Source organism: Brevundimonas sp. (genome assembly GCF_050729455.1).
GTDB lineage: Bacteria > Pseudomonadota > Alphaproteobacteria > Caulobacterales > Caulobacteraceae > Brevundimonas.
This window is the reverse complement of sequence record NZ_JBOHLI010000011.1, coordinates 1-19,655: the sequence shown is the minus strand read 5'-3', so window position 1 is coordinate 19,655 and position 19,655 is coordinate 1. Positions and strand designations below refer to the sequence as shown.

Sequence of the window (19,655 nt, the reverse complement as noted above, 5' to 3'; positions counted from 1 at the left end):
AATCCTGAAGCCTAGCAAGTCGCCTGACGCGCGACTTCCGCCAGCAGCTCCAGCGAACGCACCCGTGCCGTCGGGTCCCAAATCTGGCTGGTGACCATCAGTTCGTCGGCGCCGGTTTGAGCGATGAAGGCCTCCATTCGAGCGCGCACCGTCTCGGGCGACCCCACCGCCGAACAGGCCAGGGCGGCGTCGATCATGCCGCACGCGGCGCCGTCCAGCCGCTCGTAATAGCCCTCGACCGGCGCGGGAAGCTTGCCGGGACGGCCCGTCCTCAGGTTGACGAAGGCCTGCTGGACCGAGGTGAACAGCAGGCGCGCCGCCGCGTCCGTTTCGGCGGCGAAGACGTTGTAGCCCAGCATGGCGTAGGGCCTGTCCAGATGCGCCGACGGCCGGAAGGTCTGGCGATAGACGTCCAGAGCCCGCATCATCTCGCCGGGCGCGAAATGGCTGGCGAAGGCGTAGGGTAGGCCCAGATGCGCCGCCAGCTGCGCCCCATAGGTCGAGGAGCCCAGGATCCAGATCGGCACGTCCTGGCCCTCACCGGGATTGGCGATGATGCGCTGATCCGGGGTCGCGGGGGCGAACCACTGCATCAGCTCCATCACGTCCTGCGGGAAGGCGTCCACGTCGCCCTGAAGCGTGCGGCGCAGGGCCCGCGCCGTCGCCTGATCCGAGCCGGGGGCGCGGCCCAGCCCCAGGTCGATGCGGCCGGGGTGCAGGGCGTTCAGCGTGCCGAACTGCTCGGCGATGACCAGGGGGGCGTGATTGGGCAGCATGACGCCGCCGGCGCCGACGCGGATGGTTTTCGTCGCCGCCGCCACGGCGCCGATGACGACCGAGGTCGCGGCGCTGGCGATGCCGGGCATATTGTGGTGTTCGGCCAGCCAGAAGCGTTTGTAGCCGAGGCGCTCGGCATGACGCGCCAGATCGAGGGTGTTGGCCAGCGACCTCGAGACGTCGGAGCCTTCCGGCACCGGGGCGAGGTCGAGAATGGAAAGCGGGATCATCCGTCCGATATGGGGCCGCGCGTCAGCGGCGCCATAGGGCCACGCTCGATCAGTCCAGCGTCACGCCCGTGGTGCGCATGATCTCGGCGCGCAGTTCCGGCATCCCCGTGCCCTTTTCGGACGAGGTGACCAGCACGGCCGGGTAGGCGGCGGGGCGTTTGGCGATGGCCTTCAGCGTCGCCGCCTGAACCTTTTCCGCCTCGCCCTTCTTCAACTTGTCGGCCTTGGTCAGGACGATCTGGTAGCTGACGGCGGCAAGGTCCAGGGCGTCCAGCGCCTCGTCGTCGACCTTCTTGAGGCCGTGACGGGCGTCGATCAGCAGATAGACCCGCTTCAGCGTCACCCGGCCGCGCAGATAGTCGCGGCCCAGGTCCTGGAACTTCTTGACCGTGGTCTTGGACGCCTTGGCCCAGCCGTAGCCCGGCAGGTCGACCAGACGCATCCGGCCGTCCAGGTCGAAGAAGTTGACCTCGCGTGTGCGGCCCGGCTCGTTCGAGGCGCGGGCCAGCTTGTGCATCCCGACCAGGGCGTTGATCAGGCTGGACTTGCCGACGTTCGACCGACCCGCGAACGAGATCTCGGGCAGGTCGGGATCGGGCAGTTGCTCGATCTTGGCGCAGCCCAGGACGAAGGTGGCCTGGCGCGAGAACAGCACGCGCGCGGCCTCGATCTCGGCGTCCGAGTATTCTCCGACCTTGGGTTCGTCCGACGGATGCTCCAACGGATCAGGCCTTCTTGAAGCGGGCGAAGAAGCTGTCGATCGGGTTCTCGGCCTTGAAGCGGTGCATGATGATGTACTGCTGCGCGATCGAGAGGATGTTGTTCCAGGCCCAGTAGATCAGCAGACCGGCCGCGAACGGGGCCATGATGAAGGTGAAGACGAAGGGCAGGAAGGCGAAGATCTGACGCTGCATCGGGTCCTGGGCCGGCGGGTTCATCGCCTGCTGCAGCCACATGGTCAGACCATAGACGATCGGCAGGACGCCGAGGTGCAGCGGGCCGTTCAGGATGCTGCCCAGCAGCGGCAGGGTCGCCGGGTCCCACGGAACGGCGCCGAACAGGTTCCAGATCGTCGACGGGTCGCGCGCCGACAGGTCCTTGATCCAGCCGTAGAAGGGGGCGTGGCGCATCTCGATGGTGACGAACAGCACCTTGTACAGGGCGTAGAAGACCGGGATCTGCACTAGGATGGGCAGGCAGCCCGCCAGCGGATTGATCTTCTCCCGCTGATACAGGGCCATCGTCTCCTGCTGCTGCTTCTGCGGGTCGTCCTTAAATTTCTTTTTGATCTCCTCCATCTTGGGCTGGAGGGTCCGCATCTTGGACAGGCTCTCGTAGGACTTGTTGGCCAGCGGGAACATGATCAGCTTGACCACGACGGTCAGAGCCAGGATGGCCAGGCCGAAGTTGCCCAGGACGCCGTGGAAGAACTCCACGATCATGAAGATCGGGCGCGTCAGGAAGAAGAGGTGGCCCCAGTCGATGGCGTAGACGAAGCGCGGCAGGTCCAGGCTCTTTTCATAGCCGGCCAGAATCTCGTTCCGCTTGACGCCGGCGAACAGACGCTGGGTCTCCTCTATCTGGCGGCCCGGCTGGATGGTGCGGGTCGCGCCCAGCATGGCGGCTTCGTGGACGTTCAGGCCCTCGGCGTCGCGGACGGCGAACCGGCCTTCGATCTTTTCCTTCTGGTCCGGGATGAGGGCGGCCAGCCAGTACTTGTCGGTGATGCCCAGCCAGCCGCCGGTCGACTCGTTCTCGATGCGCGGCTTCTTGGCCCAGTCCTTGTACTTGACCTGCTCCGTGGTGAACTTGCCGTTCGCGCCGAAGGTGCCGATGGCGCCTTCGTGCAGGATCATCTGCTTGCCCAGATCAGCCGGAACGCCCTGGCGCTCGACGCGGCCATAGGGGGCGATGGTGATGGGCTGGGCGCCCAGGTTGGCGACCGTGTCGGTGACGGTGAAGACGTATTGGGCGTCGATGGCGATGACGCGGGTGAAGCGCAGGCCCTGGCCGTTGTCCCAGGTCAGCTCGATGGGGGTGGTCGGCGTCAGGGTCGCGCCCTTGGTCAGATTCCAGACCGTGTTCGGGCCGGGGACGCCGCCGGGGACATTCGGGCCGCTCCAGCCGAACTGGGCGAAATAGGCGTGCTCCATGCCCTGCGGGCGGAACAGCTCGACCGGGGGCGAATTCTTGTCCAGCGTCTCGCGGTAGTCCGTCAGATACAGGTCGTCGATACGCGCGCCCTGCAGCGACAGCGAGCCCTTGAGCGTGTCCGTCTGGATCGGCACGCGGGCGGCCGTGCCCAGGGCCTGGACGCGGTCGGTGACAAAGGCGGCGGGACGCGAGGCCGTGCCGGCCCCGACGTCGCCGGTCGCCAGCTTTTCCTCGGCGGCGGCGGCCTGGGCCTGGCGGCGCATCTCGGCCTGCGGGCGCATCACCATGAAGTAGTACACGCCCATGATCAGGGCCGCGCACACGAAGAAGATGATGGTGTTGCGCGAATTCTCGTTCTGCATCGGGGTCAGCGGTCCTGGCCGGTGGGGCGCGAATCGTCAGAGGCGCGGGCGGGCGATTTCGCCTCTCCCGGATCGGGAGCCGCGCGCGGGGTTGCGAGCCTTGTAAGGGCCGATTTCACATCGTCAAGCAAGCGGTCCCAGTCGCGGTCCGCCGTGCCCATGCGGGCGATGAACACATAGTCGCAGCCGGGGCGCCCATGCAGGGGCGCCAGAAGCCGCGCGGCTTCGCGCAAGCGGCGCTTGCAGCGGTTGCGCACCACGGCTCCGCCGACCTTGCGGGTGGCGGTGAATCCCAGGCGGATCGCGGTCTGCCCGTCCTGACGGTCCAACTGCTGGACCACCACGGCGCCGCGGGCCTGAGAAACGCCTTTGGCGGCCGCCAGAAACTGGGGCCGCCGTGTCAGGCGATCGATTTTCATCGGATCGGTCATGCGCCCGCCCTGAAGGGTAATGGGCGCGTGACGTCAGGCCGTCAGGCGCTTGCGGCCTTTGGCGCGGCGACGCGCAACAATCTTTTGACCGTTCTTGGTGGCCATCCGCGAACGGAAGCCGTGACGGCGCTTGCGCACGAGTCGCGACGGCTGATAGGTCCGCTTCACGTTCGGCTCCAGGGTTACAGGGTTGCACAACGGACAACAGTCATCCGCTGCAGGAGGCGGGCGTATAGGCGGCGGCGGCGGACGAGTCAACGCCGACGAGCGATCCAGAACGTTGCAACGGGTCTGAATCCTCTAGGGAAGCTGGGCCGCGTCGGTTACGGAGCAGGGATGAACCGGGTCAAACGATTTCTGCCCCTCGCCGTCCTTCTGGCGGCGATCGCACTGATCTTCGGCATGGGGTGGAACCGCTACCTGTCGCTGGACACCCTGCGCGAGCACGGCGCGGCGTTTCAGGCCCTGGCCGACGAACATTACGTCCTGACCCTTCTAGGCCTGATGCTGGTCTTCGCCCTGCTGACGGCCAGCGTGGTGCCGGGCGTAGTTTTCATCACCGTGACGGCCGGCTATCTGTTCGGCCCCTGGGTCGGCGGGGTGGCCACCGCCTTCGCCGCCACCTTCGGCGCCTTGGCCGTCTATTATGTAGGGCGCACCGCCCTGGGTGAATCCCTGCGTCGTCGCGCGGCCCAGAACACCGGCCTGCTGAGGAAGGTCTGCGAGGGCGTGGACCGCAATACCTTCTGGTATGTGCTGGTGGCGCGCCTGGTGGTCTCGGTGCCTTTCCACCTGATCAATGTCGCCGCGGGCGTCATGGCTGCGCCCCTCCGCCCCTATATGATCGCCACCTTCATCGGCCTCTTGCCGGCCCACATCATCTACTGCTGGATCGGCGCCGGCCTGAACGACATTCTGGTGGACGACCCGAACCCGAACCTCCAGAGCCTTTTCGCCGAATTCATGTGGCCGCTGCTCGGCGTCGCCTTCCTGTCGATGCTGCTGCCCCTGGCGCTCAAATTAGTGCAGAAATGGCGGGCTCGACACGGCATGGACGCCGCATGACGGAACGGAACGCGATCGAGACCAGACTGGAGCCGCGCCCGCACGCCGCGTCGAGCCTGATCGCGCGCCTGCAGGCCGTCCGCCTGCCCGAGGTCTGGCGGGAACGGCTGACGCCCCGCGCGCCCGACGGCCTGTCCAGCCGCCTGCTGCTGCTGACCGTGGCTTTCACCCTGGCGGTGGCCGCCCTGATCATCGTGCCCAGCGCCGCCTCCTTCCAGGAGCGCTGGCTGATGGACCGGCTGCAAGGCGCCGAACTGGCCTCGGTCGGGGTCGAGGCCTTGCCCTATTCCGCCGTCGAGGATTCGACCGCCGAACAACTTCTGAGCATCGGCGGGGTGCAGTCCGTCGTGGTCGGCGAACAGGGGGTGCGGCGGCTGCTGCTGCAGGCCCCCAACCTGCCGCGCGCGCCCGATCTGATCGACCTGCGCCGGCGCAATATCGGCGCCCGCCTGCTGGACCCCTGGAAAACCCTGTTCGGCCACCCCGACCGTTCGATCCGGGTTCAGGCCAAGCCCCGCTATCGCTCGGGCGACTTCATCGAGATCCTGGCTCCGGCCCAGCCGCTGAAGACCGAGCTGAAGACCTTTCTGCTGAACAGCCTGACCATGTCCCTGTTGATCGCCGTGGTCGCGGGCGGGCTGCTCTACGCCAGCCTGTCCTTCCTGGTCCTGGCCCCGCTGCGCCGGGTGACGCGCTCGATCGAGCGTTTCGCCGCTAATCCCGAAAGCCCTGCTGAGACGCCCTCGGACCGCCACGACGAAATCGGCCGGGTCGAGCGCGAACTGGCGCGGATGCAGGAGGAAGTGCGCCAGTCGCTGCGCTCGCGCGCCCGCCTGGTGGCCCTGGGCGAGGCGGTGGCCAAGATCAACCACGACCTGCGTAATATGCTGACCTCGGCCCAGATGGCGTCCGAGCGGCTGTCCAGCTCGTCCGACCCCCTGGTGGCCAAGGCCCTGCCCCGGCTGGAGCGCGCCCTGGGCCGCGCCGCCGCCCTGGCTCGCAACGTGCTGGAGTACGGCAAGTCCGAAGAGGCCGCGCCGCAGCGGCAGAAGATGCTGCTGGCCCGCGTCGTCGCCGTCGCCGCCGAGGACGCCGGGCTGGAGGAGGACGGGGTGCGCCTGGTCCGCGCCCTGCCCGCCCGCCTCACCGTCAACGCCGACAGCGACCAGCTGCATCGCATCCTGGTCAATCTGATGCGCAACGCCCGTCAGGCCATCGAGAGCGATCCCGCCCGCGACAAGAAGGGCCGGATCACCGTCCGCGCCGAGACCCGCGACGGCGTCGCGATCCTGCGCATTACCGACGACGGCCCGGGCATTCCCGAACGTCTGGCCGGGCGGCTGTTCGAACCCTTTGTCAGCGGCCGCGCCTCGGAAGGCACGGGTCTGGGTCTGACCATTTCGCGCGAGTTGGCCGCCAACCACGGCGGCGAACTACGTCTGCTGGACACAGGGCCGCACGGCACCACCTTCGAACTGCGCCTGCCGGCCTGACTCAGGGCGCCCGACCGTTGACACCCGCCCCCCTCTGCGCCACCGGATGGGACAAGTTGAACCGAGGCGGCGCGCAGCTTCGGATAGTAAGCCACGGATAATTTCATGCCGATCGAACGCATTCCTGCCGATGAAGCCTTCAAGAGATTCCGGCACAATCGCGCCTCGATCTGGCCCGACGGCCGCAAGAACGGCGCTCGGCTGGAAGGCGTGGCCACCGTTACGACGAAGCCGTCCTTCGAATTCTCACGCGACACGCCGGTCCTGACGATCGGATCCTGCTTCGCCCGCAACATCGAACGACACCTCGTATCGCTCGGCTTCGAACTGCCGATGACCAAGGTCGCCCTGCCCCGCGAGGAGCGCGTCAGCGAGACGGCCAACGACATTCTGAACAAATATTCGGTCCACTCGATCGAGAACGAGCTGCGCTGGGCCTTCGAGCCCTGCCCCGTGCCGGAAACCTCGCTGTTCCTCGAGACCGAGGACGGCCTCTGGCACGATCCCCAGTTGGCCCCCAACATCATCCCGGCTTCGTTCGAGCGCGTCGTCGAGCGCCGCAAGGAAGTGATGAACGCCACGCGTGAAATGGCGCGCTGCGGTCTGGTCATCATCACCCTGGGCCTGGCCGAATCCTGGTTTGATCTGGAAACTGGCCTCTATCTGAACGGCGCTCCGCCGCCCGCCGCCCTGAAACGCTATCCCGGTCGCTTCGCCCTGGATGTCCTGTCCTACAGCGAAGTCCTCGAAAGCCTGGAGCGGATTCGCGAACTGGTGCGGCGTCATGGCCGGCCGGACGCCAAGATCCTCATCACCACCTCGCCTGTGCCGTTCAAGGCGACCTTCAGCGGCGAGGACGCCCTGACGGCCAACTGCTACAGCAAGAGCGTCCAGCGCGCCGCCTGTCGCGAGTTTTCCAGCGCTCACAACGACGTGGACTACTTCCCCAGCTATGAGGTCGTCACCCTGACGGAGCGCAAACTGGCCTTCGAGGTGGACAATATCCATGTGCGCCACGCCGTCGTGGCCCAGATTATGGAGACGGTGATTGCGGCCTATTGCCCCGGCCTCGTCCAGCCGAAGGCAGACGCCCCGCGTCTGACGACGCTGAAAGCCCATGAAGTCGCTGCCGCCAAGGCGTTCAAGCGCGGCCAGTACGAAGCGACGGCCAGCATCATCAAGGCCCTGATCGAGAAATACGACAGGGACCTGACAGACGCCCAGCGCGCGGAACACCTGACCCAGATGGGCGTCGCCTATCTGCGCGCGGGTCTGCCCGCCGAAGGCGTCATCGCCCTGAAGCTGGCTCTGGCCGAGAATCCGACCAGTGCGCGGCTCAATTACAAGACCGGTCTGGGCTTTGCGCGCATGAAGCAGTCGAAATCGGCCGTCCGCTATTTCGAGAACGCCTTGGCCCTGGAGCCCGACACGCCGGACCACGCCTGGCGTCTCGGCGAAGAACTCTTGCGGCTGGGCGAGAACGAGCGCCCGAAAACCCTGGCTGAACGAGCCTTGCAGCTCGATCCCGAGCATCCCCATGCCCGCAAACTGCTCGAGAGGCTGGCGGACAAGGCGGCCTGATTCCGACTGTGGCGCAGCCTTTCACGACGACAGTCATTGTTCTTGCCCCCGATCCTGTCAGGAACCGGGATGCGACGGAGATCAGAATGACGAGCCGAAACGCGTTCCGGATGCTCGCGCCCGCAGCCCTCGCGGCCATCATCACTATGGCGCCGTTTGCGTCGACCCAGGCACAAACGGCGCCTGCCGACCCCGTCGGCGACCTCCTGCGTAGCCAGGGCGAACGCTACCACCGCGCTCCGGATTCGGCCCAGGATCCTGACGAACTGCGCCGCACCCAGGCCCTGAACGCCGAGATCGTCGCCCAGAACGATCTGGCTGAAAATCAGGACCGCGCCAACGCCGCCGCCTACGCCAAGGCTCAGGCGCAGTATCAGGCCGAACTGGAAGCCGCCGAGGCGGACCACCGCCAGCGGCGTGAATCCGATCTCCGGGCCGCCGCTGAGGCGCAAGCTCTCTATGAGCGGCAGATGGCCGACTGGCGCGCCACCGTCGCCGCCTGCGAACGTGGCGACCGCGCCCGCTGCAACGCCGGGCGTCAGGTGCCGTACTAGAGCGCGACCTCGGCCCGGCGTTCGGCGCTGAGCAGGCCGGCCTCCAGCACCTCCATCACCGCCACGGCTTCCTGCGCCGGGACGGGATTGGGCGCGCCGTCACGGATCGCGCAGGCGATAGCTGAGTAATAGACAGGATAGTCGCCGGGCGGGCCCGGCACGGCCTCTCGCGTCCCAGTCGCGCCGTCGATGACGACGCCGGGGCGCGGATCGACGCCCCAGCCGGCCGCGCCGGGCGTCAGGCCCGACTTCATCTGGTCTTCCTGCACGTCCAGCCCGTCCTTCAGCCAGCCGGCGCGCGCGCCGTGGACGGCGAATCGGGCGTCGGGCGCAGGCGTGACCATGTCGGCGTGCAGGATGACCCGTTTGTCGGTATAGCGCAGCACGGCGTGGGCGTAGTCGGTCGCCCGACCGCCCGGCCGCAGGATGGCCAGATCACAGCTGACGCCCTGCGGACGGCCAAACAGGCATAGCGCCTGATCAATCAGGTGCGGCCCCAGATCGTACCAGATGCCCGCGCCCGGCCCGTCGCCCTCGCGCCAGCGGTCGCGCACCTCGGGTCGCCAGCGGTTGAAGCTGCTCTCGAAGCGCACCACCGGACCCAGCCGATCCTCGGCGATCAAGGCCTTCAGCCTCAGGAAGTCGGCGTCCCAGCGGCGGTTGTGGAAGACGGACAGCAGCAAGCCCTTGGCCTCGGCCAGAGCCGCCAGTCGTCGCGCCTCGGCGGCAGTCAGGGTGAAGGGCTTGTCGACCACCACCGCCTTGCCGGCCTTCAGCGCCGCCTCAGCCTGGCTGGCGTGCAGGTCGTTGGGCGTGGCCAGAACGATCAGGTCGATGGCGGGGTCGGCGACGGCCTCATCGAACGAAGCCAGCACGCGCACCTGCGGACAAGCTTCAGCGACCGCCTCAACCTGACGGCTGACCACCGCCTCCAGACGCAGGTCGGGACAGGCGGCGATCAGAGGGGCATGAAAGGTCCGCCCGGCGTAGCCGAAACCGACCAGCGCCGTGCGGACCGGACGCTTCACAGGCTCAGCCCTCGGCGGTCTCGCGGCGCTTCATCATGGCGTCGAAGCTGTCCCAGACGCCGTCGGCGCCGTGCCAGGCGCCCTGGGTGGCGGCCTTGGAGTATTCGGTGGCGCGAGCCTCGAAGAAGTTGGCGTGCTCGACGCCCGACAGCAGCGATTGCAGCCAGGGCAGAGGGTTTTCCGTCACGCCGTAGACTTCAGGCAGCTTCAGCTGGCGCAGGCGCCAATCGGCGATGAAGCGGATGTATTGCTTGATGTCGTCGGGCGTCATGCCGTTCACCGGGCCCATTTCGAAGGCCAGGTCGATGAACTTGTCCTCCATCGCCACCACGGTCTTGCAGCAGTCGACGATGTCGTCGGCCACGGCCTGGGTGACCGCGCCCGTCTCCTTGTTGAAGGCGTGGTACAGCTTGATGATGCCGTCGCAGTGCAGGCTCTCGTCGCGCACCGACCAGCTGACGATCTGGCCCATGCCCTTCATCTTCGACTGGCGCGGGAAGTTCATCAGCATGGCGAAGCTGGCAAACAGTTGCAGCCCTTCCGAGAAGCCCCCGAACATGGCCAGGGTGCGGCAGATGTCGGCGTCGGTCTCGACCCCGAACTGGCCCATGAAGTCATGCTTGTCGCGCATGGCCTCGTATTCCATGAAGGCGCCGAACTCGCTCTCGGGCATGCCGATGGTTTCGAGCAGCAGGGCGTAAGCCGCGATATGGATGGTCTCCATATTGGCGAAGGAGGCCAGCATCATCTTCACTTCGGTCGGTTTGAACACCCGGCCGTAGCGCTCCATGTAGTTGTCCTGAACCTCGATGTCGGCCTGGGTGAAAAAGCGGAAGATCTGCGTCAGCAGATTGCGCTCGCTGTCGGTCAGGTTGGCCGCCCAGTCCTTGACGTCCTCGCCCAGCGGCACCTCTTCGGGCATCCAGTGGACCTGCTGCTGCTTCTTCCACATGTCGAAGGCCCACGGATAGCGGAAGGGCTTGTAGGCCGCCGAGGGCGTCAGCAGTCCGGCCGTTCCGGGACGGATGATCGAGGAGTGGGCGTTCATCAAAATGACCTGAAGCGAATCCGGGAGATGTGAGTTTCACCATGCGGCCGGAGGCGTCCGGCGCCAAGTCGAAACAAGCCTATCTTGCGATCACGTTTTCTTCCGACGCTAGATATGGTGTGGTCGGCGTAATCAGATGGGGAGAAGCCTGGGGATGAGTTTCACGCTTTACGGCGCCGCTGGCTCGGGATCGGTCCCGGTCGAGGCGGCCATGACCCTGATCGGACTGGACTATCGCGTCGTCGAGGCCGTGACCTGGGAGGGCGAGGCCGAGCGCGACAAGGTGGCCGTCGTCAACCCCATGCGTCAGATCCCGGCTCTGATCACGCCCGGCGGCGAGACGATCACCGAAAGCGCCGCCATCCTGATCTGGCTAGCCGACTCCTGGCCCGAGGCCCGTCTGGGGCCGGCGATCGGCGATCCGCGTCGGGCGCAGTTCCTGCGCTGGATGAGCTTCATCCCCGCCGCCATCTATTCGATGTTCTGGGTGCGGGATGTGCCGTCGCGGCTGGTCGGGGACGACGCGGCAGCGCAGGAACAGGTGAAGCAGCGCACCGCCGAACGCATCGCCGACTGCTGGCGGATCATGGACAGCCAGATCACGCCGGGCCGCTTCCTGCTCGGCGACGAGCTGAGCGTGCTCGACCTCTATGTCGCCGTCGCCAGCCGCTGGACGCCGCGCCGGGCGCGCTTCTATGCCGAGGCGCCGGGAATGGCCGAGGTCGTGCGCCGGGTGGACGCCCTGCCCGCGTTGCAAGCCTTCTGGGCCGAGCGCTTCCCGTTCGAGGACGACGCCTAGGCGGCCGCTCGCTCCATACGGGTCGCCGCCGCCTGCATGGCCTGGTCGATGGCGGCGTAGAGGCGGGCATGGGTGATCGGCTTGGCCAGATGGCCGTCCATGCCGGCGCAACGACAGCGGTCGGCGTCCTCGGGCATGGCGTCGGCGGTGACGGCCAGGATCGGCGCGACCGCCGCCGGCGAAGCCAGGGCGCGGATCTGGCGGGTGGCGGCCAGGCCGTCGAGGTGCGGCATCCGCACATCCATCAGGATCAGGTCGAACACCTCTTCGCCCGCGCGCTGGACCGCCTCCAGCCCGTCGGTCGCCTCGACCGTCTCGCAGTCGGCGGCGGCCAGCATCAGCCGCATCATCTCGCGGTTCACCGGATGGTCGTCGACGATCAGCACGCGCATGGCCCGATCCGCCTCGGTCGCGACGACGTCGGGCGCGGCCGCCAGAACCGGCAGGGGCGCGATCAGCGTGAAGGTCGAGCCCTCGCCCTCGACGCTGCTCACCTCGATGCGTCCGCCCAGACGCCGCGCCTGGGCCTGGGCCAGCGACAGGCCGACGCCCGCCCCCATGTGGGATCGCTGCAGGGAATCGTCGCTCTGGGAGAAGGCCTCGAACAGGCGGGGCATGAAGTCCGACGCGACGCCGCAGCCGGTGTCGGTGATGGCGACGCTCAGCACGGCGCCGTCATATTCGGTCGTGACCCGCACGCCGCCCCGTTCGGTGAATTTCACGGCGTTGGAAATCAGATGGTGCAGGGCCTGGCGCAGTCGGCGTCGGTCTCCGCTGAACTCGCCCTCGGCGCCGAGTCCGACGACCAGGGTCACCGGCAGCCCCTTGGCCTCGGCGTTCATGAGCGCGGGCGCCGCCGCTTCCTGCAACAGGGCCGCAAGGGTCAGCGGCTCGGCGGCGAGTTCGTCGCCCCCGCGCGAGAACTCCAGCACGTCCTCGACCAGCATCAGCATGGCCTCGCCCGAGCGACAGACGGCCTCGACCTGGGCCTGGGCCTCCGCCGGCAGGTCCACGCGGCGCGACAGCAGGTCCGCATAGCCGGCGATCCCGTTCAGGGGCGTGCGCATTTCATGGCTCATCAGGGCGAGGAAGCGCGCCTTGGCCGCGTCGGACTGTTCGGCCCGGCTGCGCGCCTCGATCGCGGCCGCGGTGCGCGCCCGCAGGCGGACGATCAACTGACGGCGCTCGCTCATTAATGTGCTGACCGGCAGGGCGGTGATCACGACAACCAGCAGGAAGACGTAATAGGCCCCCATCTGCCGCATCCGCAGCGGCACGGCCGCCAGGTCGGGGACATCGGGAACAGGCGTCAGCATCACCGGGCCATGGCCGGTCAGGGTCGCCAGCCCGCTGATCGTCGTCGTCAGAATCAAGCCTGCGGCGGTCCACGGCGGCGACAGTCGGAAGGCGACCAGAAGCAGGGGCGGCAGGACGACGAAGGCGATGGCCTCCGGCCGGCTGAAGACCCAGGTCGTCGTCGCGGCCAGCAACAGCAAAAGCCCGACGGCTTCCAGGGGGCGCGTCGTGCCCTCTCCGCGGAAGCGATGCGCCCGCGCCAGCAGCAGCAGGGTCGGCGTGACGATCAGCAGCCCCAGCAGTTCCATGCCGAACATATGCCGCCAGACGAAGGCCGCGTAGGCAGGCGAATAGTCACGCAGCCAGGCTCCCGCCCCTATGGACAGGGTCGTGCTGAGCGCCACCGTCGGCGCGACAGCCAGCAGGGCGAAGGCGATCAACCGCCGCGGCCGCCTCATGTCCAGGGCCGCGCCGCCGATGCGGCGGGCCAACAGGCCGGCGACCAGCACCTGGCCCATGTTCAGCACCGCATTGATCCACAGCAGCGGCATGACGTCGCCGCGCGCGACATTGCTGACCAGATTAAGGGCGAAACAGGCGATCAGGACCGCAATCGCCTTGCGGCGTCGCAATTGCAGCAAGGCGGCCAGCATCACGCCGTTGGCGGGCCAGACGATAACGGCGTGAAAGGTCGAGGCGCTCCATTGGCCGAGCAGCAGGCAGACGGCGAACAGAAGGACATAGGCCAGGGGCGGCGGTCCCGCCTCCCTTCCCGCCTCATGGCGAAACAACCGCCAGCGTCCGGCCATGCCCGATCCCCTCGTCAGCCCTGATCGAGACCCTGCGTCGCAAACGTAAAAAAAGCCTGCCGCCGGACAAACGCGGTTCTACGTAGCGACCGCCAGCCGATCAGATCAGCCCCATGGCTCGGGCGTCGCGCTCCAGCCCCTCGCGGAACTGCGGGGCGGCCAGGCCGATCAGGGCGCGGGCGCGCTGGTCCACGGTCAGGCCGCGCAGATTGACCCAACCGTGCTCCGTCACCACGATCTGGGTGTCGTTGCGCGGCGTGGTCACCGGCCCGTCCAGCCGGGCGACGATGCGCGAGACCGTCCCCTTGGCCGCCGTGGAATGGCAGGCGATGATCGACTGGCCGCCCTCGGAGGCCGATGCGCCACGCACGAAATCCAACTGCCCGCCCGACGCCGTATATTGCCGCCCGTTCAGATATTCCGAGCAGCAGGCGCCGAAGAGGTCTATCTGCAAGGTGGCGTTGACCGAGACCATCCGGTCGTTGCGGGCGATGACGGCGGGGTCGTTCACATAATCGACCGGACGCGCCTCCAGCGCCGGGTTCTCGTTCAGGAAGTCATAGGTCGCGCGGTCGCCCATGGCGAAGGTGAAGACCGTCTTGCCCGGATGCAGGGTCTTCTTCGCATTGGTCACGACCCCGGCGCGCATCAGTTCGACCAGGCCCGGCGTCAGCAGCTCGGTGTGAATGCCCAGATCGACATGGTCGTGCAGGGCGGCGCAGACCGCGTCCGGCAGGGCGCCGATGCCCATCTGCAGGGTCGAGCCGTTCTCGATCAGATCGGCGATGATGCCGCCGATGACCACATCCTGCGGCTGCTGCGGCGCCTTGCCCGCCTCCAGCAGGGGCGCGGCGTGCTCGACCAGGGCCGTGACCTGGGACACATGAACCGTGCAGTCGCCGAAGACGCGCGGCATATGCGGATTGACCTCCAGGATCACCCGCTTGGCCGTCCGCGACGCCGCCAGGGCGTAGTCGGTGTTGGTGCCGAAGCTGAAGCAGCCGTCGGCGTCCATCGGCGAGACCGTGGCCAGCAGGGTGTCGACCCCGATCTCGCGCGTCAGGACATGGGGCGTCTGCTGGAAGCCGGTCGGCACGAACCAGACGGCCTGCCGTCCCTCCTCGATCCCGCGCGCCTCCAGCTTCCGCTCGATGGCGCCGTGGAACAGGCTGTGGGGACGCAGTCGATCGGTCAGCTCGTAGCGCAGCACCGTCTCGCCGGCGATGGCCGTGGACAGCAGGTAGTAGATGTTGATGTCGTCTACCTCCCCCGCCTCGGCCCGGTCGGCCAGGGCCTTCAGCAGGGCCGGCGGCTGGGCGACGCCCAGGGCCATGGCGACCCTGGCCCTCGACGGAATCAGGGCGGCGGCGGCGGCGGGCGACATCAGGCGCTCGGCGTACTTGGCGCCAAAGGGCGTGGCTGGATCGGTCATGGCGTGTCCTCGAACGGCCGTTCGGCTCTCTCCGGTTCTTATCCAACGGCCGGCCGCGGGCGACCGCTAGACATTGGTCGAAGACGCATCCTGCAAGGCGGCGTGGCGCAACCTCTGACGGCGCTCCACCGCATAGGCGACCAGCCACAGGACCATGGCCCAGGCCGCGCCGACGCTCCAACCGGCGAAGACGTCCGACGCCCAGTGCGCCCCCAGATAGATGCGCGTCAGCCCGATCAACAGAGCGATCACCACGGCGCAGCCCAGGACATAGGCCTTCAGCCGCCTCTTCGGAAAAGCCCGCGTCAGCATGACCCCCAGCGTCAGGTAGAAGACCGTCGACAGCAGGGCGTGGCCGGAAGGGAAGCTGGCGTTCAGCGTCTCGACCGCCTGAAACGCCGCCGGGGGGCGCTCGCGCTCGAACAGGGCCTTCAGGCCTTCGCTCAGGGCCACCCCGCCCGCCAGGCCGATGACCAGCAGCAGGGCCGACAGCCGCTTGCCCTGAATCAGCAGGAAGCCCAGCGCGATCAGGGCGAACAGGGTCAACACCGAAATCCCGCCTAGCGAGGTGATGTCCGCCGCCGCCTCGTGCAGCCACCACGGCCCCCAGGGACGCGACGGATCGTCGGCGAAGGGCCGGACCGCATGCAGCACCGCCTGGTCGAAGGCCTGGCCGTCGGTCTCGCGCATATCGTCGGCCACCTCGATGAAGGTCAGGGTTCCCAGGGCCACGACCAGCAGGGCGACGACAGCGGCGATTTCGGTGCGGGCCACGCGCAGGGCGCGGGTCAGGAAGGCGGTCGGATGCGGAGCCATGAGCCGCTAACGGTCAAGCTGGGCGAGCCGTTCCGCAAGCGTCGCTCACGCGGTCGTGAAAGGGGCGCCGATCCGGCTCAAAAAGTGATCGTCCCCAATTTCCGAGTCATTTCCACAGGGTGGCCCGAGCCGCCCACCGATTCGTAGGAAAAGCGCGCGTCAAGAGCTTTACGAGCGGTTAGGGATGTGCACCCATATATGTAGCCGAGCGCAGGAACCGAGACACCATATCTAGTGTTTCAAACCGGCACGGTCTTCTTTCGGATTTGATCGGGGCAGTGATCAATATGGCTGGCGGCAAAGCTCTGCAGACGACGGAATTCACGGCGGTTTCTCCGGCGACCGGCGATGATCGACCCCAGCTGAAGGTCGTCACCGGCCTGCATCTGGACCGTTCGCGCGACGCCCTGCTGACCGATTTCGGCAAGAAGACCCTGGAGGACCGCTACCTCCTGCCGGGCGAAAGCTATCAGGACATGTTCGCCCGCGTCTCGACGGCCTATGCCGACGACGCCGAACACGCCCAGCGCATCTACGACTATATGTCCAAGCTGTGGTTCATGCCCGCCACGCCCGTCCTGTCGAACGGCGGCGCCGATCGCGGCCTGCCGATCAGCTGCTTCCTGAACGCGGTGGGCGACAGCCTCGACGGCATCCAGAACGTGTGGAACGAAAACGTCGCCCTGGCCTCGAACGGCGGCGGCATCGGCACCTACTGGGGCGGCGTCCGCTCCATCGGCGAGAAGGTCAAGGGCGCCGGCCAGACCAGCGGCATCATCCCCTTCATCCGCGTCATGGACTCGATGACGCTGGCGATCTCGCAGGGCTCGCTGCGCCGCGGCTCGGCCGCCGTCTATCTGGACATCCACCACCCGGAGATCGAGGAGTTCCTCGAGATCCGCAAACCCTCGGGCGACTTCAACCGCAAGTCCCTGAACCTGCACCACGGCATCAACATCACGGACGAGTTCATGGAGGCGGTGAAGACCGGCTCCACCTTCAACCTGAAGTCGCCCAAGGACGGCGAGGTCATGAAGACCGTCGACGCCCGCTCGCTGTGGACCAAACTGCTCGATATCCGCATGCAGACGGGCGAGCCCTATCTGATCTTCTCGGACACGGTGAACCGCCAGATGGCGCCGCACCAGCGCGACCTGGGCCTGAAGGTCAAGCAGTCGAACCTGTGCGCCGAAATCATGCTGCACACCGGCAAGGACCACCTGGGCGCAGAGCGCACCGCCGTCTGCTGCCTGTCGTCGGTCAACGCCGAGACCTTCCTGGAATGGCGCGAAGAACCGAAATTCATCGAAGACATCATGCGCTTCCTGGACAACGTCCTGGAGGACTTCATCCACCGCGCCCCGCCCGCCATGGCGGCGGCCGTCTATTCGGCCAAGCGCGAGCGGTCGGTGGGCCTGGGCCTGATGGGCTTCCACTCCTTCCTGCAGGGCCAGGGCGTGGCGTTTGAAAGCGCCATGGCCAAGTCGTGGAACATGCGCCTGTTCAAGCATCTGCGTCGCGAGGCCGACAAGGCCAGCCGCGCGCTGGCCGAGGAAAAGGGCGCCTGCCTGGACGCCGCCGAGCGGGGCGTCATGGAGCGCTTCTCGCACAAGCTGGCCATCGCCCCGACCGCCTCGATCTCGATCATCTGCGGCGGCGCCTCGGCGGGCATCGAGCCGATCCCGGCCAACATCTATACGCACAAGACCCTGTCGGGCTCGTTCGCGGTCAAGAACCCCTACCTGCAGAAGCTGCTGGGCGAAAAGGGCATCGACACCGAGGCCGTGTGGAGCTCGATCCTGGAACACGAAGGGTCCGTGCAACACCTGGACGCCCTGTCGGAGGACGAGAAGGGGATCTTCAAGACCGCCTTCGAACTGGACCAGCGTTGGGTGGTCGAACTGGCCGCCGACCGCGCCCCGGAAATCTGCCAGGCCCAGTCGCTGAACCTCTTCATCCCCGGCGACGTGAACAAGTGGGACCTGCATATGCTGCACTGGTCCGCCTGGGAGCGCGGCGTGAAGTCGCTGTATTACCTGCGCTCCAAGTCGGTGCAGCGCGCCGCCTTCGCCGGCGCCGAGGACAAGGCCGAGGCCGAGGTCGATCCGAACCAGCCGGACCTCTTCTCCGCCGCCCCTACCGACTACGACGAGTGCCTGGCCTGCCAGTAAGGCCCGACCTTCACATCACGATCCGCTGATCGGGCCGCCCGGGGGAACCGTCCTCCGGGCGGTTTCGTTTGAACGTGACTGGATTGTGGCTTTAAGGAGTCCGTTGCGGTTCCTCGCCGTTCGTGCACAGTAGGAATCGTTAACGGATCGGGAGGGCCGTTGTGCGCGTAGAGGCTTGCCTTATCGGCCTGCTGGTTGTCGTGGCCCTGCCCGCGGCGGCGAGCGCGCAGGCGAGCGCCGCCATCGCCTCCCCCACCATAGCCGCCAGAGGCGCCGACGCCGTTCAGTTCGAGGACGCCGCCGCCCTGCTCGACAGCGATCCCGCCTTCACTGCCGCGGACTCGCCCTTCGGCGCCCCCCTCGCCCTGTCGGGATCGCCCGCCGGCCGGGCCGCCTTCACCACCGCCCGGAGCGAGGCCTGGTTCGCCGGAAACGGCTTCACCGACCGGCTGCGCGTCACCGCACGGGGCGAACCGCGTCGCGCCGACGGCGCGCCGGTCCCGCCGCGCGCCCTGGACGCCCGCACCTATGACACTGAAGCCTATGACGTCACCTATACGCGCGGCTGGGTCGCGGCGCGGGGGCGGACGGCCTCGGGGCTTGAAGTCTCGCTGACGCCCCACGCCGGGGTCGGCATCGGCAGCGACGGCACAACCGCCGAGGCGGGCGCCACGCTGAAGATCGGCGAGGGCCTGGACCGCCTGGCGCCCAACGGCGACGAAGCCTTCGGCGATCGGCCGCGCTGGTATCTGTACGTCGCCGGCTCCAAGCGGGCGGTCGGCTACAACTTCGCCCGCACCCGCGACGGCGACTTCACCGGCTCGGGCATGAGCCACGACGCCGGGACCTATCTGGGCGACGCCTCCATCGGCATCGCCTACCGCAGGGGCGCGTTGCAGACCTCGTTCGGCATCATCTATCGCGAGATCGAGGCCAACGGCATCAAGGCCTACAACGGCATCAACACCGACGTGTCGGAAGGCCTTGTGGCCTTCCAACTGACGATCCGGCCGCGTCGCGAGTAGGACGAGCGCCCTACTGGGTGCGCGCCACGCCCTCGCGGCGGCTGTCCGCCCCGCCGTCCCAACGCCCGTTGCGCCACAGGGCGCCGTGCAGGCCCGAGTTCTCCGACGTATTGGGCCGCAACACGATCCCGCGCGCCGCCATCCCCGCCTGAATCTCTTCGCTGAAGCCCTCGGTGTCGGCGCCGAAGCCGTCGCCCTTGGCCACCAGATTGGGCAGGTCGAAGGCCTCCTGCACCGGCAGGCCCCAGCCCAGGGCCGCGATCAGGGCCTTGGCGTTATAGGCCAGGATGGACGAGCCGCCGGGCGAGCCCATGGCCCCCAGCAGCCGGCCTTCGCGGTCCAGCACGATGACTGGCGACATGGAGGAGCGCGGCCGCTTGCCCGCCGCCACGGCGTTGGCTGCGGGCGTGCCGTCGGGGGCCGTCGGCGCCATCGAGAAATCGGTCAGCTGGTTGTTGAGGAAGAAGCCGCCCGCCATCCGGCCCGAGCCGAACAGGCTCTCGACCGTGGTGGTCATGCTGACCGCGTCGCCCTGGGCGTCAACGACGACGAAGTGCGAGGTGCCCGCCGGCTCGCGCGTGGCG

Annotated in this window: 18 protein-coding genes; 7 read left to right on the top strand and 11 right to left on the bottom strand. The window is 67.6% G+C overall.

Going from position 1 to position 19,655, the window contains the following annotated elements:
* Positions 1-11: 11 nt before the first annotated feature.
* From ACREEF_RS04550 to rpmH, 5 genes are read right to left on the bottom strand one after another with little or no spacing between them, the layout of a single operon-like run.
* Positions 12-1,007: an LLM class flavin-dependent oxidoreductase gene (locus tag ACREEF_RS04550; protein WP_431564424.1), complete on the bottom strand. Its 996-nt coding sequence runs from the start codon at positions 1,005-1,007 to the stop codon at positions 12-14.
* A 49-nt stretch (positions 1,008-1,056) separates the two neighbouring features.
* Positions 1,057-1,728 (bottom strand): ribosome biogenesis GTP-binding protein YihA/YsxC, encoded by a 672-nt coding sequence (gene yihA, locus ACREEF_RS04545; protein WP_431564423.1) that lies wholly within the window; start codon positions 1,726-1,728, stop codon positions 1,057-1,059.
* Positions 1,729-1,732: 4 nt separating this feature from the next.
* Positions 1,733-3,523, bottom strand: a complete 1,791-nt coding sequence (gene yidC / locus ACREEF_RS04540) for a membrane protein insertase YidC (RefSeq protein ID WP_431564422.1) — start codon at positions 3,521-3,523, stop codon at positions 1,733-1,735.
* A gap of 5 nt (positions 3,524-3,528) precedes the next feature.
* Positions 3,529-3,954, bottom strand: coding sequence for a ribonuclease P protein component (gene rnpA, locus ACREEF_RS04535; RefSeq protein WP_431564421.1), 426 nt, complete (start codon positions 3,952-3,954; stop codon positions 3,529-3,531).
* A 33-nt stretch (positions 3,955-3,987) separates the two neighbouring features.
* The gene (rpmH, locus tag ACREEF_RS04530; RefSeq protein WP_003164000.1) at positions 3,988-4,122 is read right to left on the bottom strand and encodes a 50S ribosomal protein L34; all 135 of its coding nucleotides are present in this window, start codon (positions 4,120-4,122) and stop codon (positions 3,988-3,990) included.
* A gap of 168 nt (positions 4,123-4,290) precedes the next feature.
* Between rpmH and ACREEF_RS04525 the strand changes: the two genes are divergently transcribed.
* The 4 genes from ACREEF_RS04525 to ACREEF_RS04510 all read left to right on the top strand — a co-directional run bounded on the left by ACREEF_RS04525 (position 4,291) and on the right by ACREEF_RS04510 (position 8,647).
* The gene (locus tag ACREEF_RS04525) at positions 4,291-5,019 is read left to right on the top strand and encodes a TVP38/TMEM64 family protein (protein WP_431564420.1); all 729 of its coding nucleotides are present in this window, start codon (positions 4,291-4,293) and stop codon (positions 5,017-5,019) included.
* Entirely contained in the window at positions 5,016-6,512 is a 1,497-nt protein-coding gene (locus tag ACREEF_RS04520; protein WP_431564419.1) for a sensor histidine kinase, read from the top strand. Before ACREEF_RS04525 ends, ACREEF_RS04520 begins: the two co-directional genes overlap by 4 nt.
* Before the next feature lie 105 nt (positions 6,513-6,617).
* Complete coding sequence (locus tag ACREEF_RS04515; protein ID WP_431564418.1) at positions 6,618-8,093, top strand: GSCFA domain-containing protein; 1,476 nt, start codon at positions 6,618-6,620, stop codon at positions 8,091-8,093.
* A gap of 110 nt (positions 8,094-8,203) precedes the next feature.
* Positions 8,204-8,647, top strand: a complete 444-nt coding sequence (locus ACREEF_RS04510) for a cell wall hydrolase (RefSeq protein WP_431564417.1) — start codon at positions 8,204-8,206, stop codon at positions 8,645-8,647.
* On the opposite strand, the gene ACREEF_RS04505 is transcribed toward ACREEF_RS04510, so the two are convergent.
* On the bottom strand, positions 8,644-9,675 hold the full coding sequence (locus ACREEF_RS04505; protein ID WP_431564416.1) for an oxidoreductase: 1,032 nt from the start codon (positions 9,673-9,675) through the stop codon (positions 8,644-8,646). The genes ACREEF_RS04510 and ACREEF_RS04505 overlap by 4 nt on opposite strands.
* A gap of 4 nt (positions 9,676-9,679) precedes the next feature.
* Positions 9,680-10,723 carry a ribonucleotide-diphosphate reductase subunit beta gene (locus ACREEF_RS04500; RefSeq protein WP_431564415.1) on the bottom strand — a complete coding sequence of 348 codons (1,044 nt, stop codon included), beginning with the start codon at positions 10,721-10,723 and terminating at the stop codon, positions 9,680-9,682.
* Between the two features lie 154 nt (positions 10,724-10,877).
* Here ACREEF_RS04500 and ACREEF_RS04495 point away from each other — a divergent pair, with 154 nt between their 5' ends.
* A complete protein-coding gene (locus ACREEF_RS04495; RefSeq protein WP_431564414.1) occupies positions 10,878-11,522 on the top strand; it encodes a glutathione S-transferase family protein in 645 nt (214 codons plus the stop codon).
* Here ACREEF_RS04495 and ACREEF_RS04490 read toward each other — a convergent pair.
* The 3 genes from ACREEF_RS04490 to ACREEF_RS04480 all read right to left on the bottom strand — a co-directional run bounded on the left by ACREEF_RS04490 (position 11,519) and on the right by ACREEF_RS04480 (position 15,875).
* Positions 11,519-13,627: a response regulator gene (locus ACREEF_RS04490; RefSeq protein ID WP_431564413.1), complete on the bottom strand. Its 2,109-nt coding sequence runs from the start codon at positions 13,625-13,627 to the stop codon at positions 11,519-11,521. The genes ACREEF_RS04495 and ACREEF_RS04490 overlap by 4 nt on opposite strands.
* A gap of 100 nt (positions 13,628-13,727) precedes the next feature.
* A complete protein-coding gene (locus ACREEF_RS04485) occupies positions 13,728-15,059 on the bottom strand; it encodes an acetyl-CoA hydrolase/transferase family protein (RefSeq protein WP_431564412.1) in 1,332 nt (443 codons plus the stop codon).
* Between the two features lie 66 nt (positions 15,060-15,125).
* The gene (locus ACREEF_RS04480) at positions 15,126-15,875 is read right to left on the bottom strand and encodes a phosphatase PAP2 family protein (RefSeq protein WP_431564411.1); all 750 of its coding nucleotides are present in this window, start codon (positions 15,873-15,875) and stop codon (positions 15,126-15,128) included.
* Between the two features lie 287 nt (positions 15,876-16,162).
* Between ACREEF_RS04480 and ACREEF_RS04475 the strand changes: the two genes are divergently transcribed.
* Both ACREEF_RS04475 and ACREEF_RS04470 read left to right on the top strand, forming a co-directional pair.
* Positions 16,163-18,046 (top strand): ribonucleoside-diphosphate reductase subunit alpha, encoded by a 1,884-nt coding sequence (locus ACREEF_RS04475; protein WP_431564410.1) that lies wholly within the window; start codon positions 16,163-16,165, stop codon positions 18,044-18,046.
* A gap of 161 nt (positions 18,047-18,207) precedes the next feature.
* Positions 18,208-19,071: a lipid A-modifier LpxR family protein gene (locus ACREEF_RS04470; RefSeq protein WP_431564409.1), complete on the top strand. Its 864-nt coding sequence runs from the start codon at positions 18,208-18,210 to the stop codon at positions 19,069-19,071.
* 10 nt (positions 19,072-19,081) lie between these two features.
* Here ACREEF_RS04470 and ACREEF_RS04465 read toward each other — a convergent pair.
* On the bottom strand, positions 19,082-19,655 hold a 574-nt coding region (locus ACREEF_RS04465), incomplete at its 5' end, for a gamma-glutamyltransferase (RefSeq protein ID WP_431564408.1).